Below are 14,858 nucleotides of genomic sequence, written 5' to 3' on the forward strand. Positions count from 1 at the left end.
CCATCAACGGTCTCTACAAGGCCGAGATCATCCATCGCCGCGGCCCTTGGCGCAGCTTCGAGGCCGTCGAATACGCGACGCTCGAATGGGGCGACCGGTTCAACAATCGCCGCCTCCTCGAGCCTATCGGGAATATCCCGCCCGCAGAGGCAGAGGCCAACTTCTACGCAGATCCGGAAACTGAGGACATGGCCGCGTAACTAACGAAAATCAGCCTCCGGAAAAACCGGCGCGGTTCAAACAATGGGTCCTGAGCCTAGGTCAGGACGCCCAGAGCGAAGTCCTTCGTCGTCAATTCACCATCGGGAGAGCCACGGGTTGATGATGGCGGGAACCGGAAACGCGCGCAACCGTGAGCCGCCCGAAAACGCGGGCCAATAAGCACTGTATTGTTTTTCTGGTGCGGTGCTGATGTGGCGTTGATGCTGGGCGAGCAAGCGCCGTCAATGGACCCACTCATGTACGCGATTGGGTCGGCTATTCCCCAACTGACCGCAACATCAAACGCCTTTCCAATCGCGCAGAAACCAGGCCACCGCCCCCCAAAACAAGAAGGCAGGGCCGTAGCCCTGCCCTTATTTGGTGCAGTCAAGCTGCTTGTTAACAGCCAGCCCGCGGTTTCTGAAACTTGATAATGCAATCTGCAAAGCCAAGAGTCAATTGCCATAAAGGCGGCGCGGTGCAAAGATCAGGCAGAGGTATTGCAGATGATTTCGAGAGCCAGTGCAGAGGCGTATTCACGACAACCCCATCTGACGCGCTGCGTCAGGCAGAGTCGCTCTGCCCGACGCAACGGTTCAGAAACTGCGGACCGGGCGCAACTGAACATCACTGTTTTCCCGCTTCATCACAAAGCGTCCGAAAACGCCGGTTCGACGCACAATCGGGTTTGGACGCCGACTGCTCCCACGAAACATGGCTGTCACGGGAAAGCCCCCGTCATGCCGTTCGCATCAGGGGTGGACCTGAGGCTTGCGGCAACCGCTCGTGGGGAAATCACCTCGCCACCACGACCCGGCAATTTGAATAATGATCTTCAGACGACGCATTTCGGAGGCTTGCTTTCATGACCAGAACTCTCGGCATTGATCTTGGAACCAGCAGCCTTGGCTGGGCGCTCATCGACGACACGCAGATCATCGACCTCGGCGTTGTCATCTTCAGCGCTGCGGCGAGCGCGGGGCGTGATCCGCAATCGGGCGCCCCTCTGGCGGAAGGGCGCCGCGAGGCACGGGCGGCACGGCGCAGGCGTGATCGTTTCATCGGGCGACGCGCGGCCCTTCTGGGCAAGTTGATCGCGCTTGGCCTTCTGCCTGGCGATCCACCCCAAGGCACCACGGAACGGCGCAGCAAGACGGCGGTGCCCAACGAGCAGACCCGCGGGCTTGAGGGGCTCGATCCCTACGACTTGCGGCGGCGCGCCCTGAACGAGGCGCTGACACCGCACGAAATCGGCCGGGTGCTGTTTCACCTGAACACGCGGCGGGGGTTCAAGTCGAACCGCAAGGCAGAGCGCACACGCAAGGATGCCCAAGACGGCAAGATCGCAAGTGGCGGCAAGGCGCTTGATGCGGCGCTTGACGGGCGCACGCTGGGGCAGTTTCTGGCCGAACGTCTGGACGCCGGGCTGCCGGCCCGTGTGCGGATGGATGGCGAAAACCAAGCGTATGACTTCTACCCACAGCGCAGCCACCTTGAGCAGGAGTTTGATGCGATCTGGGCAGCACAGGCCCCCCATCATCCCGCCTTGCTGACCGATGCCGCACGAGAGGCGCTGCATCGCATCCTGTTCTTCCAGCGTCCATTGAAAGAACAGGAGGTCGGATTCTGCACCTTTGCCGGGGTGAAGGACATTCCTGCGGACGAACGTCGCCTGCCCAAGGCGCACCCGTTGTTTCAGGAACGGCGGCTCTACGAGGAGGTGAACCAACTACGCATCGTGTCGGCGGGGGCCGCGGGACGGGAGCTGACCCGCGACGAGCGCGACCGGCTGATCCTGAAGCTGCGCGACAAGAAGAAGGTCAGCTTTGCCAGTTTGGCAAAGACGCTGAAACTGGCCGAGGGCGAGCGCTTCAACAAGGAAAGCGAAAACCGCAAGGATCTGACGGGCGATGAGGTGCGCGCCGAAATGTCCGACAAGAAGAGGTTCGGCAATCGCTGGGCGCATTTCCCGCTCGAGGTGCAATTGCGTATTCTCGACCGGCTTCAAAACGAGGAAGACGCCGAAACGCTGCTGTCCTGGTTGAGGGCGGAATTCGGGCTGGACGAGGCCGCCGCCGTTGCCGTGGCCAGGGCCAACCTGCCCGAGGGCCACGGCCGCTTTGGCGAAACCGCGACCCGCGCGCTGATCGCGGCGCTCAAGGCCGAGGTCATCACCTATGACAAGGCGGCACTGGCCGCAGGCTTTCACCACAGCGACCACCGCACGGGCGAGGTGTTCGACACCCTGCCCTATTACGGCCAGATCCTGGCCCGCGAGATTGCGCCCGGCAAGGCGGAATATGGCGATCCGCTTGAGCGGCAATATGGCAAGATCACCAACCCGACGGTCCATATCGGGCTTCGGCAGTTGCAGAAGCTGGTGAATGCGGTGATCGCGCGCCATGGCCGCCCTGACCGTATCGTCATCGAACTCGCGCGCGATCTGAAGCTCAATGACAAACAGAAGGCAGAACACCTGCGCCGCATCCGCCGCGACACCGAGGCCGCGCAACAGGCCAGCAAGGATCTGATCGAAGCTGGCCGCCCGGATACCGGCGCGAACCGCGCCCTGCTCAAGCAGTGGAAGGAACTGAACCCGGGCAACGCGCTCGATCGCCGCTGCCCCTATTGCGGCGAAAAGATCGGCATGGAACAGATCTTCAACGGTCTGGCCGATGTCGATCACATCATCCCCTATTCACGCTCGCTTGATGACAGCGCGGCGAACAAGGTGCTGTCGCATCGCCATTGCAACCGGCAAAAGGGCAACAAGACGCCCTATGAACGTTGGGGCCATGACCCCGATCGTTGGCCGATCATTTCAGAGCAGGTCGCGCGGATGCACCGCTCGAAGCAGTGGCGCTTCGGCCCCGAGGCGATGGCGCGGATCGAGAGCGACGGCGGCTTCGCGGCCCGGCAACTGACCGATACGCAATATCTTGCGCGGATCGCGGGCAAGTATCTGCGCGCCCTCTACCCCAGCTCCGAAGAGGGCCGCGTGGATGTCATTCCCGGCCGGATGACCGCCATGCTGCGCCGGGTCTGGGGGCTCAACAGCCTGTTGCCGGACCATAATTTTGTCGAGAACGCGCATTCGAACGCGCCCAAGAACCGTCTCGACCATCGCCACCACACGATCGACGCCGCCGTGGCCGCCGTCACCTCGCTGTCCCTGATGCAGAAGATCGCCACTGCGGCGGCGCGTGCCGAGGCGCAGGAGCTTGAACGCATGTTTGACGATCTCGAACAGCCCTGGCCCGGTTTCCGGGAAGAGCTGCGAGAGCGGGTCTTGCGCATCACTGCGATGCACAAACCCGATCACGGCCGGAAGAAAGCGCCCTCGCGGCACCGGGACGTGACGGCGGGCAAGCTGCACAACGACACGGCCTATGGGCTGACGGGGGCCGTCGCCGCAGACGGCAAGACCCCGATCGTGGTGCACCGCATCGCGCTCTCCGCCCTGAAGCCCGCGCAGATCGAGAACCCCGATTGCATCGCCGACCCGGCCTTGCGCAAGGCGCTGCGCGTGGCGACCAGCGGAAAGACCGGCGCGGCCTACATGCAGGCCCTCGTCCGGTTTTCCAAAGAGCATCCTGTTTTCAAGGGCATCCGCCACCTGCGCATCCGCGAGCCGCTCAATGTCATCCCGATCCGGGATCGGTCCGGCAAGACCTACAAGGCCTACAAGGGCGATGCGAATGCCCGCTACGATATCTGGCGTTTGCCGGACGGCAAATGGAAGGCCGACGTCGTGCCGATGTTCGAGGCACATGCCCACGACACGGGGGATCGCCGCCCACATCCGGCAGCGAAAAAGGTGCTTTCCTTGCGGCAAGGCGATGTGATCGCGGCGGAGCGGACCGAGGGCGCAGTCGAATTTCTGCTGATCAAAGGGTTCAACCAGAATGCTCGCCTCACATTGGTCCCGCCGAATGAGGCTGGCAAACTTCAGGAGCGAGATCGCACGGAAACAGACGAATTCAAGTACATTTACCTTTCACCGGGCTCCCTGAAAAAGGCCCGCGCCCGACAGGTGCGCGTTGACCCGCTGGGGCGCATCTTTGACCCCGGCCCGCGCGACGCAGGATAAGCCGATGGAGCGGATCGTCGATATCGCCACCGACGGGCTGCATCTTTCGCTGTATCGAGGCTTTCTGATCGTCGAAAAGGACCATGCCGAAGTCGGCCGTGTCGCGCTGGATGACATCCACGCACTGATCGTCCATGCGCACGGGGTGACCTGGACCGGCAACATCGTCGCGGCTCTGGCCGAGCGAGGGGCGCCGATCGTGTTTTGCAATTCGTCCCATGCGCCTGTGGCGGTGACGCTGCCGTTGCAGGGGCATCATGCGCAAAACGCCCGGATGCAGGCCCAGATCAGCGCCTCCGCGCCCCTGACGAAGCAGATCTGGCGACGGATCGTGGCCGCCAAGATCCGCATGCAAGGCGCGCTTCTTGCCGCTCGCGGCATCGAGGGTGCGGAAGCCTTCACCTTCATGGCACGTCGGGTCACCTCGGGCGACAAGGAGAACCTCGAAGCTCAGGCCGCGCGTCGCTACTGGCCGATGCTCATGGGGCCAGAGTTCCGCCGCAACCGCGATGCAGGCGATGTCAACGCGCTGCTGAATTACGGCTATGCGGTCATGCGGGCCACATGCGCCCGTGCCGTCGTTGCTGCCGGCCTGCATCCAACGCTCGGGGTGCAGCATTCAAATCGCGGCAACGCCTTCGCGCTGGCCGACGACCTGATCGAGCCGTTTCGCCCGCTCGTCGATGCGCTGGCCGAGCGGATGATGTGCGCGGGCATCACCGATCTGGAGCCGGCGCAGAAGCGCCGCTTCGCTCGCCTCATCGCGTTCGATCTGCGCATCGCTGGGGAAACCTCGCCGGTGTCGATGGCGGCGGCGCGGCTCGCGCAATCTGTGGCCAAGGCTTTCGAAACCGGCCGACCGGATCTGCTTCTTTTCGATCCTCCGACGGCGATCGAATGGGGGGCGCTGGGGCACCTTGATGACGAAACGCCATGACAAAAGCGATGAAAGACGGGGCCTATCTGAACGGGTATCGGCTGATGTGGATTTTCGTGATGTTCGACCTGCCGGTGGGCAGCAAGGCAGAAATGCGAGACGCGACGCGGTTTCGCGAATTCCTGCTCGATGAAGGCTTCGAGATGAGCCAGTTCTCGATCTACGCCCGCTTCTGCAACGGCAAGGACAGCTATGAGTCGTATCTGCGACGGATCGAGGGTAATCTGCCCGAGAAAGGGGAGGTTCATGTCCTCACGTTCACCGACAAGCAGTATGAGGGAATCGTACGATTCTCCAGCCAGCGCAGGCGCAAGCGCCGGGAAAACCCGGACCAACTTGCGTTGTTCTAGCTTTGTCCGCAGGCTTTGGCCAACCGGATGCGCTGCTTCTTCTTTGTATTTCAGAAGCTTGGCAGCGCATCCAGCTTAGCCATTCAGAAACCGCAGGCCAACCGCAACCATGCTCGACATGCAAGAGCGCATGATCGAAGCTTAGCCATTCAGAAACCGCAGGCCAACCGCAACATCACTGACGGTGCGCCAGTCGGTGAGGGGAGCTTAGCCATTCAGAAACCGCAGGCCAACCGCAACCCGGGATTGCGCAGCCGGAATGGCGATTTGAGCTTAGCCATTCAGAAACCGCAGGCCAACCGCAACGCCATCCACATGCGTGATGAGGAACCCGCCAGCTTAGCCATTCAGAAACCGCAGGCCAACCGCAACAAGAGCCTGCCACGCGTCGGCGATCATGCGAGCTTAGCCATTCAGAAACCGCAGGCCAACCGCAACCAAGCGTCCGATAATCCATCAGTCGTCCTCAGCTTAGCCATTCAGAAACCGCAGGCCAACCGCAACCGATAATTTCCTTTCTGCTTATTGCGATGCAGCTTAGCCATTCAGAAACCGCAGGCCAACCGCAACCTTGTCCTTTTTCGCAAACGGTTCCTTCTCAGCTTAGCCATTCAGAAACCGCAGGCCAACCGCAACATGCGGATCGGTAAACCATCCCGTGTGATCAGCTTAGCCATTCAGAAACCGCAGGCCAACCGCAACGGGCCGTCCATGCTCTACCACCCACCAGCCAGCTTAGCCATTCAGAAACCGCAGGCCAACCGCAACTGAAACCATGCGTGAGGGGCACTGCGAAAAAGCTTAGCCATTCAGAAACCGCAGGCCAACCGCAACTTGCGCAACCGCGTTGGCGACAGTCTCGTTAGCTTAGCCATTCAGAAACCGCAGGCCAACCGCAACGGGTTGCTGCCGCGCCATAGGGTTACGTCCAGCTTAGCCATTCAGAAACCGCAGGCCAACCGCAACGAACGCTTGCAGCTTCCACACTTCGCCCGCAGCTTAGCCATTCAGAAACCGCAGGCCAACCGCAACCACGGGGGTCTCCTTTCAGTTTGGCCTTATAGCTTAGCCATTCAGAAACCGCAGGCCAACCGCAACAAGAATGGCAAGATCGTCTCCATCCTCACCAGCTTAGCCATTCAGAAACCGCAGGCCAACCGCAACACCAGCGGGGCGCTGCCATCGTGCGCATGTAGCTTAGCCATTCAGAAACCGCAGGCCAACCGCAACAGCCCAGCGGCCAACAGCTCGTCTCGTTGGAGCTTAGCCATTCAGAAACCGCAGGCCAACCGCAACCGGCTTGGCCATGTCAAAAACCCCCCTTTTAGCTTAGCCATTCAGAAACCGCAGGCCAACCGCAACGGGTGCGGCATAACTTCCGCGTAGGCCGCTAGCTTAGCCATTCAGAAACCGCAGGCCAACCGCAACGCTCGCAGTCAAGCTGCGGGCTGCGGATGCAGCTTAGCCATTCAGAAACCGCAGGCCAACCGCAACCAGCGTGTTGTTGATCTGGTCGTCGTCGAGAGCTTAGCCATTCAGAAACCGCAGGCCAACCGCAACATGGTCTGGAAATGGTAGTCCACATCCTCGAGCTTAGCCATTCAGAAACCGCAGGCCAACCGCAACGGCCCGGCGATGCGCGAATGCCTCGAATGGAGCTTAGCCATTCAGAAACCGCAGGCCAACCGCAACAGGCGATCATCGGCGACATTCCCGGCCCGCAGCTTAGCCATTCAGAAACCGCAGGCCAACCGCAACTGGAACGACCGCCGGGTGTACATCAACTTCAGCTTAGCCATTCAGAAACCGCAGGCCAACCGCAACGAATGAAAACAGGATCCACCTCCAGACTTTAGCTTAGCCATTCAGAAACCGCAGGCCAACCGCAACCATATCGCGGTCGGTGTCGTTGACCGTGAGAGCTTAGCCATTCAGAAACCGCAGGCCAACCGCAACCATATCGCGGTCGGTGTCGTTGACCGTGAGAGCTTAGCCATTCAGAAACCGCAGGCCAACCGCAACGAAGATGGACGGCGCGCGTGCCTTCGCCGTAGCTTAGCCATTCAGAAACCGCAGGCCAACCGCAACCATATCGCGGTCGGTGTCGTTGACCGTGAGAGCTTAGCCATTCAGAAACCGCAGGCCAACCGCAACCATATCGCGGTCGGTGTCGTTGACCGTGAGAGCTTAGCCATTCAGAAACCGCAGGCCAACCGCAACCATATCGCGGTCGGTGTCGTTGACCGTGAGAGCTTAGCCATTCAGAAACCGCAGGCCAACCGCAACGAAGATGGACGGCGCGCGTGCCTTCGCCGTAGCTTAGCCATTCAGAAACCGCAGGCCAACCGCAACGTGGACAGCAACCACGACAACGCACTCGAGAGCTTAGCCATTCAGAAACCGCAGGCCAACCGCAACATGGACCCCGAGAGGCTGCACCGGGCAGCCAGCTTAGCCATTCAGAAACCGCAGGCCAACCGCAACCTGGGCGTTGACTTCGTCGGTCCACACATAAGCTTAGCCATTCAGAAACCGCAGGCCAACCGCAACCGAGAAGCTCTGCGTCCAGTCGCGGGTGTAAGCTTAGCCATTCAGAAACCGCAGGCCAACCGCAACCATCTTCCGAACGTCAACTACTGGACCTATAGCTTAGCCATTCAGAAACCGCAGGCCAACCGCAACCAGGTGATAGGTCGAGCCCGAGCTGTCCGTAGCTTAGCCATTCAGAAACCGCAGGCCAACCGCAACGATCTGGGCCGGGAAGCACCGTTGCAACCCAGCTTAGCCATTCAGAAACCGCAGGCCAACCGCAACTCTCGTCTGGCCACGGACCATCTGCAATTGCAGCTTAGCCATTCAGAAACCGCAGGCCAACCGCAACCGGCGATCAAGCAGCCCGCAAGCAGTCATCAGCTTAGCCATTCAGAAACCGCAGGCCAACCGCAACTAGCGACGCGATATCCCTCTCAGAACAGCGAGCTTAGCCATTCAGAAACCGCAGGCCAACCGCAACGATTGACGCGGTTGCGTCATGGAAAGCCGCAGCTTAGCCATTCAGAAACCGCAGGCCAACCGCAACCGGCGATCAAGCAGCCCGCAAGCAGTCATCAGCTTAGCCATTCAGAAACCGCAGGCCAACCGCAACTTGTCATGGGTTAATGGCGCGTGGTCTGATAGCTTAGCCATTCAGAAACCGCAGGCCAACCGCAACTCCTCTCCGCGCTCAATCAGCGCGTTGGCGAGCTTAGCCATTCAGAAACCGCAGGCCAACCGCAACCGCGCGCACCGCGTCCCATTCGCGCGCGCCAGCTTAGCCATTCAGAAACCGCAGGCCAACCGCAACGTCACGATGCGCGTCAAGGCTGCGCAGAAGAGCTTAGCCATTCAGAAACCGCAGGCCAACCGCAACGGGATCAGCGCATTGACCAAAAGCTGGCCGAGCTTAGCCATTCAGAAACCGCAGGCCAACCGCAACTGTCATCGGCCCCTCGTGGCCGCATCTGCCAGCTTAGCCATTCAGAAACCGCAGGCCAACCGCAACGCGGCGGCTCTTGGCCTTTGCCTTCGCCGGAGCCTAGGCTCTGCGCGCTAGATTGCGCATTTTGCGGGCAATACGGCCATGCAGAATGCGGGCATCTGACTTCCATTTGTGCAAAGGGCGGAAATGGACGTGTCATGTCGTTTTGGGCGCGCCCGCGGCTCCTGCCTTCGGATCATCCGGGCGGACAGGAGGCGGGGATCTGCCCCCCTCGTGCCCCCCCCGCGCGGTTTGGGGGCGCGCCAAGATGTCGGTGCGGGGCTGCTCGCATCGCAGAGGAGGGCCAGGAATGCGCATGCCGACGCGTGTCGCCGATACGGTTCGCATCCGCACCCGCGGCGCCGTCAGGGGGCGTTATCGCGGCAGGGATACTGGCCGTCCTCTTCTTCTCTGGCCGCAGAGGCGTGTCACCGGCTGACCTGCCTCCATCCGTTTTCGCAGCGCAAGGAACGCAAACACGATGAAGAAACTTCTTCTCACCACGGTGATCGCCTCCAGCTTCGGGCTTGCCGCCCAGGCCGAAGTCGTGGTCATGAGCTGGGGCGGCGCCTATGGCGCGGCCCAGACCGAAGCCCATGTCAAACCCTTCATCAAGGAAACCGGCATCGACGCGCGGATGATCGACGCCGACAACCCCGCGGCGCCGGTGAAGGCGCAGACGGAATCGGGCAATGTGTCGATTGACGTTGCCCTGGTGGAATATGCCGACGCCGTGCGTCTGTGCGACGAGGGCCTGTTGGAGGAGATCGACCCCGCGATCCTGCCGCCGGGTTCGGATGGCACCCCGGCGATGGACGATTTCCTGCCCGGCGCGGTGATGGATTGCGGCGTGTCGACCGACCTCTGGGACAATATCGTGGCCTATGACAGCACCCACTTCCCCGACGAAAAGCCCAGCTCGATCGCCGATTTCTTCGATCTCGAGAAATTCCCCGGCAAGCGCGGCATCAAGAAGAACCCCAAGACCGTGCTCGAAATGGCGCTGATGGCCGATGGCGTGCCCGCTGCCGAGGTCTATGACGTGCTGAGCACGCCCGAGGGCGTCGACCGCGCCTTTGCCAAGCTCGACACGATCAAGGATGAGGCGATCTGGTGGGAAGCCGGTGCGCAGCCGCCCCAGCTTCTGGCCGATGGCGAGGTGGTGATGACCACCGCCTATAATGGCCGGATCTTCAACGCCGCCGTGGAAGAGGGCAAGCCGCTGGTCGTGATGTGGGACGGCCAGGTCTACGAACACGAGATGTATGTGATCCCGAAAGGCGCGCCGCATCTGGAAGACGCGCTGAAATACATCCAGTTCGCCACCTCGACCGAAGGTCTGCGCGCGCAGGCGCAATATATCTCCTACGGTCCGACGCGCCGGTCGTCGAACGCGGGCGAGATCCTGTTCAAGGACGGCAAGACGGTGATGGGCCCGCACCTGCCCACCTATCCGGCGAACATGGAAAACGCGCTCGAGACCAATTTCGAGTTCTGGGTCGACAATGACACCGAGCTGAACGAGCGCTTCAACGCCTGGCTGGTGAACTGATCCCGCCATTCGCGGATCATGCGCGCGGGGAAGGCGTCTCTTCCCCGCGCGTTTTTCATGCCAGCGGCCCGCCCGGAAGGGTCGCAACGGAAAACGGCGCGCCCGCGGGCGCGCCGTTCGCATGCGGGGATCAGATGGGCCTCAGAGAATGAAATCCGAGGCCGCCAGACCGGTGACCCCGGCCAGATAGACGGTCATGTCCGTGGTGCCGTCCCCGTCGATATCGGCCACCACATAGGCGGCTGCCGCGCCCTGGACATAGCCGATCTCGGTGCTGCCGCTGGCGCTGAAGCTGCCGGTGCCGATGAAGCTGCTGCCGAGGAAGATCGAGAAATCCAGATGATCGGTGCCGCGGGTGAAATCGGTGACGATATCGCGCGCAGCCCCCAGGCCGCTGTCGGCGGCGGTGTAATAGACGAAGGTATCCGCCCCGTCGCCGCCGGTGAGCGTGTCGGCGCCCGCGCCGCCCTCAAGCGTGTCATTGCCGCCCACGCCGTAGATTACGTCGTCGCCCTCGTCGCCGTAGACCACGTCATCGCCCACGCCCGCATGCAGCACGTCGTTGCCGGCGCCGCCCGAGATCTCGTCGTTGCCGTAGCTGCCGAAGATCGTGTCGTTGCCGGTATCGCCCGAGATCGTGTCGTGCCAGCTGCCGCCGTCGATGTAATCGTCGCCCGTGCCGCCGATTAGCATGTCATAGCCGGCGCCGCCGTAGATCCGGTCGTCGTCGGCTCCGCCGTCGATGACATCATTTCCGGTGCCGCCGTCGATCGTGTCGTTGCCGTTGTCGCCGTTGATCGTGTCGGCGCCGTCTTCGCCGTCGATTGTGTCGGCGCCGTCGGCCCCGCGCAGGCTGTCATTGCCAGTGCCGCCCAACATGGTGTCGTCGCCGACCTCGCCGTCCAGGTAATCGGCGCCGCCGTCACCCATCAGCGTGTCGTTGCCGGTGCCGCCAAAGAGCGTGTCGCTGTCGTCGCCGCCGCGCAGGCTGTCGTTGCCGGTGCCGCCATAGAGCGTGTCGAGCCCGGCACTGCCGTAGAGGCGGTCGTTGCCGTCGCCGCCGCCCATGAAGTCGTTGCCGTCGCCGCCGACCAGCATGTCGTTGCCGGCAAAGCCATAGAGCGTGTCGTCGCCGACCTCGCCGTCCAGGTAATCTGCGCCGCCGTCACCCATCAGCGTGTCGTTGCCGGTGCCGCCAAAGAGCGTGTCGCTGTCGTCGCCGCCGCGCAGGCTGTCGTTGCCGGTGCCGCCATAGAGCGTGTCGAGCCCGGCACTGCCGTAGAGGCGGTCGTTGCCGTCGCCGCCGCCCATGAAGTCGTTGCCGTCGCCGCCGATCACGAAGTCAGCGCCCGCATCGCCAAGAACCGTGTCCGCGCCGTCGCCGCCCTCCAGCGTATCGTTGCCGGCCGCGCCGTCGAGAAGGTCGTCGCCGGTGCTGCCGCTGAGGCTGTCGTTACCGTCATAGCCGTAAAGCGTGTTGTTGGCGGCATTGCCGAGGATGGTATCGGCCAATTCGGTGCCGCGCACGATCTCGAAGCCCGAGATGTAATCGGTGTCGCCAAATCCGTCGGTGGCCCGGCCGGTGGCCAGGTTCACCACCACGCCCGAGGTGGCGCCGTAATGCACGTCGCGGTCATAGCGCAGGATGTCGATCCCGGCGAGACCCGACAGGAAATCCGAGCCGGCCAGACCCGCGATGCCGTTCGCGCCGCCGTCCCCGGCCAGCGTGTCGTTATACATCGACCCGCGAACCCATTCGAGCGAGACCAGCGTGTCGGTGTTGCCCGCGCCATCGGTCGCGGTGCCGGCGGCCAGATCGACCGAAACACCGCCGCCGTCGCGCACATAGGACACCTGGTCCACACCGGCGCCGCCGTTGAGCGTGTCGTTGCCGGTGCCGCCGATCAGATAATCGTCGTCATCCCCGCCCAGCAGCAGGTCGTTGCCGGCCCCGCCGTCCATGTCGTCTTCCCCGGCGCCACCGTCCAGCGTGTCATTGCCCGACCCGCCTTCCAGGGAGTCGTCCCCGGTGCCGGCATCCACGTTGACCCCGCCGGGATCGGTGATGATCACCCAATCGTTCTCGGCTGCGGTGATGCCGGGGACCGCGGTCAGGTCGATCGTCTCGCCGGCGGCAAAGCCGCTGCCCGAGGCCGGCGCGTCATGGCTGGTGATCGAGGCGAACCACGCCTGGAATTCCGACAGGTTGGTCAGCGTGGGCAGGGGATCGCCGCCCAGCTGGGTCACGAACACGTCGCCGGTGTCCTCGTCCTCGATCAGGAGGGCATAGGCGACATTGCCGCTGCCCCAGGTGAAGGCCGAGATCTGCACGCTGATGTCGTGGTTCTCGAAATCGACCGGGGTTCCGCCGATGAAGACCGAATAGGCGTCGGGCGAGATGATGACATCGGTCCAGGCCAGGCTGTCCTCATAGGTGGACATGTCGTAGCTGTAGCTGATGCTGGTGGTGCCATCGGGCATCGCCACAGCCATCGCTCCGGTGCTGAAGCTGTTGAACGTCTCGGCATCGGTGACCGGATCGTAGGAAACGTTGATGTAATAGCCCTGGAAGCTGAAGGTCGTCATGGCTTTCCCTGTCGTATTGGGGCGGTCCGGCCGCAGTCCGGGCGCACTGGGGAAAGTGTAAAGGCCAAGCCGCCGTCACGCATCCCCTAACTGGACGGGGGTGCGGCATAATGAACGAATATTAACCTGTGTTAATCTCTCGCCGGGCCGGTTGACCTCGGGGGAGCCCGTCTCCGGGGGGGGCGGGGCCCGAAATGCAGCGGCTGGCGAATCACCGCAGGGGACGCAAGGGCGCCGCCGCGGCGCTCAGAGCGCGGCGCGCAGGGCCGCCACCACCTGATCCTGATCGGCCTCGGTCAGCCCGGAATAGAGCGGGATGCTGATCGCCTGGGCGTAATAGCTTTCGGCATTCGGAAAGTTGCCGGGGGCAAAGCCGCGGGCACGCCAGAAGGGCTGGGTGTGGACGGGGATGTAATGCACATTCACCCCGATCCCGGCGGCGCGCAATTCGGCAAAGACCCGGCCGCGATCGGCCACCCGGATCGGATAGAGGTGATAGGCCGACAGGTTGTCGGGCCGCTGGAGCGGGCGCACCAGCGCCATGCCGTCCAGCACCTGGTCATAGCGCGCCGCCAGCGCGTTGCGCCGCGCCACGAATTCGTCCAGCCGGCTCATCTGCGACAGCCCCAGCGCGGCCTGCATCTCGGTCATGCGGTAATTGTAGCCCAGCGTGACCATTTGATAATACCAGCCGCCGTCGCTGGGCCCGTCCATCAACGCGGGATCGCGCGTCACCCCGTGCGAGCGCGCCAGCTCCATCGCCTGCGCCAGTGCGGGGTCGTTGGTGGTGGCGAGCCCGCCTTCGGCCGTGGTGATGATCTTCACCGGGTGAAAGGAAAAGACGCAGATGTCGGAATGCGCGCAATCGCCCACGGGCCGCCCGGCATGGCGCGCCCCGATCGCATGCGAGGCATCCTCGATCACGCGGAAGCCATAGCGCCGCGCCAGCGCGCCGATGGCGGCCATGTCGCAGCTTTGGCCGGCGAAATGGACCGGGATCACCACCTTGGGCAGACGTCCCGCGGTCTCGGCCGCGGCAAGCTTGGCGGCCAGCGCCTCGGGGCACATCAGATAGGTGTCGGGGTCGATGTCCACGAAATCGACCTCGGCGCCGCAATAGATCCCGACATTGGCCGAGGCCACGAAGGTATTGGGAACGGTCCAGAGATGGTCGCCCGGCCCCAGCCCCAGCGCCATGCAGGCCACATGCAGCGCCGAGGTGGCCGAATTGACCGCCACCGCATGCGCCGCGCCGCATTGGGTGGCCACCGCCGCCTCGAAGCGCGGCACCACCGGCCCCTGGGTCAGGAAATCCGATGACAGCACGTCCAGCACGGCCTGGCGGTCGTTGGCGTCGATATCCTGGCGGCCATAGGGGATCATCAGAACTTCCCGATCCTGTCGCGGTTTTCGGTAATCCATCGGGCCAGGTCTTCGGGGCGCATCCAGTCGGTGTTGGTCTCGCTGGAATAGGTGAAGCCTTCGGGGACCCGGGTGCCGTCCTTGATCCGCACGGGGTCTTTCGACCAATTGTGGATCGCCGGGATGATCTTGAAATGATCGGCATATTCGTAGGTATGCGCGGCATCCTCGGGGCCGATCATCTGCTCGTGCAGCTTCTCGCC

At 62.9% G+C, this 14,858-nt stretch carries 6 protein-coding genes, 2 pseudogenes and 1 CRISPR repeat array; of the genes and pseudogenes, 5 read left to right on the forward strand and 3 right to left on the reverse strand.

Annotated features, from left to right (window positions below; genetic code table 11):
- The 5 genes and pseudogenes from BW949_RS16095 to BW949_RS16115 all read left to right on the forward strand — a co-directional run.
- A pseudogene (locus tag BW949_RS16095) lies at window positions 1-200 on the forward strand (IS3 family transposase); the annotation flags it as partial.
- A gap of 866 nt (window positions 201-1,066) precedes the next feature.
- Window positions 1,067-4,291 (forward strand): type II CRISPR RNA-guided endonuclease Cas9, encoded by a 3,225-nt coding sequence (gene cas9 / locus BW949_RS16100; RefSeq protein WP_076367930.1) that lies wholly within the window; start codon window positions 1,067-1,069, stop codon window positions 4,289-4,291.
- A 4-nt stretch (window positions 4,292-4,295) separates the two neighbouring features.
- The gene (gene cas1 / locus BW949_RS16105; protein WP_076367932.1) at window positions 4,296-5,228 is read left to right on the forward strand and encodes a type II CRISPR-associated endonuclease Cas1; all 933 of its coding nucleotides are present in this window, start codon (window positions 4,296-4,298) and stop codon (window positions 5,226-5,228) included.
- Window positions 5,225-5,578 (forward strand): CRISPR-associated endonuclease Cas2, encoded by a 354-nt coding sequence (gene cas2, locus BW949_RS17780; RefSeq protein ID WP_235819309.1) that lies wholly within the window; start codon window positions 5,225-5,227, stop codon window positions 5,576-5,578. Before cas1 ends, cas2 begins: the two co-directional genes overlap by 4 nt.
- A gap of 72 nt (window positions 5,579-5,650) precedes the next feature.
- Window positions 5,651-9,119: a CRISPR direct-repeat array (repeat unit 36 nt; unit sequence AGCTTAGCCATTCAGAAACCGCAGGCCAACCGCAAC).
- 457 nt (window positions 9,120-9,576) lie between these two features.
- A complete protein-coding gene (locus BW949_RS16115; protein WP_076367934.1) occupies window positions 9,577-10,647 on the forward strand; it encodes an ABC transporter substrate-binding protein in 1,071 nt (356 codons plus the stop codon).
- Window positions 10,648-10,788: 141 nt separating this feature from the next.
- Here BW949_RS16115 and BW949_RS17625 read toward each other — a convergent pair whose 3' ends face one another.
- The 3 genes and pseudogenes from BW949_RS17625 to BW949_RS16130 all read right to left on the reverse strand — a co-directional run.
- Window positions 10,789-13,233, reverse strand: coding sequence for a calcium-binding protein (locus BW949_RS17625; protein ID WP_076367936.1), 2,445 nt, complete (start codon window positions 13,231-13,233; stop codon window positions 10,789-10,791).
- 246 nt (window positions 13,234-13,479) lie between these two features.
- On the reverse strand, window positions 13,480-14,616 hold the full coding sequence (gene pseC, locus BW949_RS16125) for a UDP-4-amino-4,6-dideoxy-N-acetyl-beta-L-altrosamine transaminase (protein WP_076367938.1): 1,137 nt from the start codon (window positions 14,614-14,616) through the stop codon (window positions 13,480-13,482).
- Window positions 14,616-14,858: pseudogene (locus BW949_RS16130) on the reverse strand (UDP-N-acetylglucosamine 4,6-dehydratase (inverting)); the annotation flags it as partial. The gene pseC and the pseudogene BW949_RS16130, both read right to left, overlap by 1 nt.

It is taken from the genome of Phaeovulum vinaykumarii (assembly GCF_900156695.1).
In the GTDB taxonomy this organism is placed as follows: Bacteria; Pseudomonadota; Alphaproteobacteria; order Rhodobacterales; family Rhodobacteraceae; genus Bieblia_A; species Bieblia_A vinaykumarii.

Coding starts and splice junctions, on each gene's coding strand:
- pseC (WP_076367938.1), bottom strand. CDS start 14,616: ATGATCCCCTATGGCCGCCAGGATATCGACGCCAACGACCGCCAGGCC.
- BW949_RS17625 (WP_076367936.1), bottom strand. CDS start 13,233: ATGACGACCTTCAGCTTCCAGGGCTATTACATCAACGTTTCCTACGAT.
- cas2 (WP_235819309.1), top strand. CDS start 5,225: ATGACAAAAGCGATGAAAGACGGGGCCTATCTGAACGGGTATCGGCTG.
- cas9 (WP_076367930.1), top strand. CDS start 1,067: ATGACCAGAACTCTCGGCATTGATCTTGGAACCAGCAGCCTTGGCTGG.
- BW949_RS16115 (WP_076367934.1), top strand. CDS start 9,577: ATGAAGAAACTTCTTCTCACCACGGTGATCGCCTCCAGCTTCGGGCTT.
- cas1 (WP_076367932.1), top strand. CDS start 4,296: ATGGAGCGGATCGTCGATATCGCCACCGACGGGCTGCATCTTTCGCTG.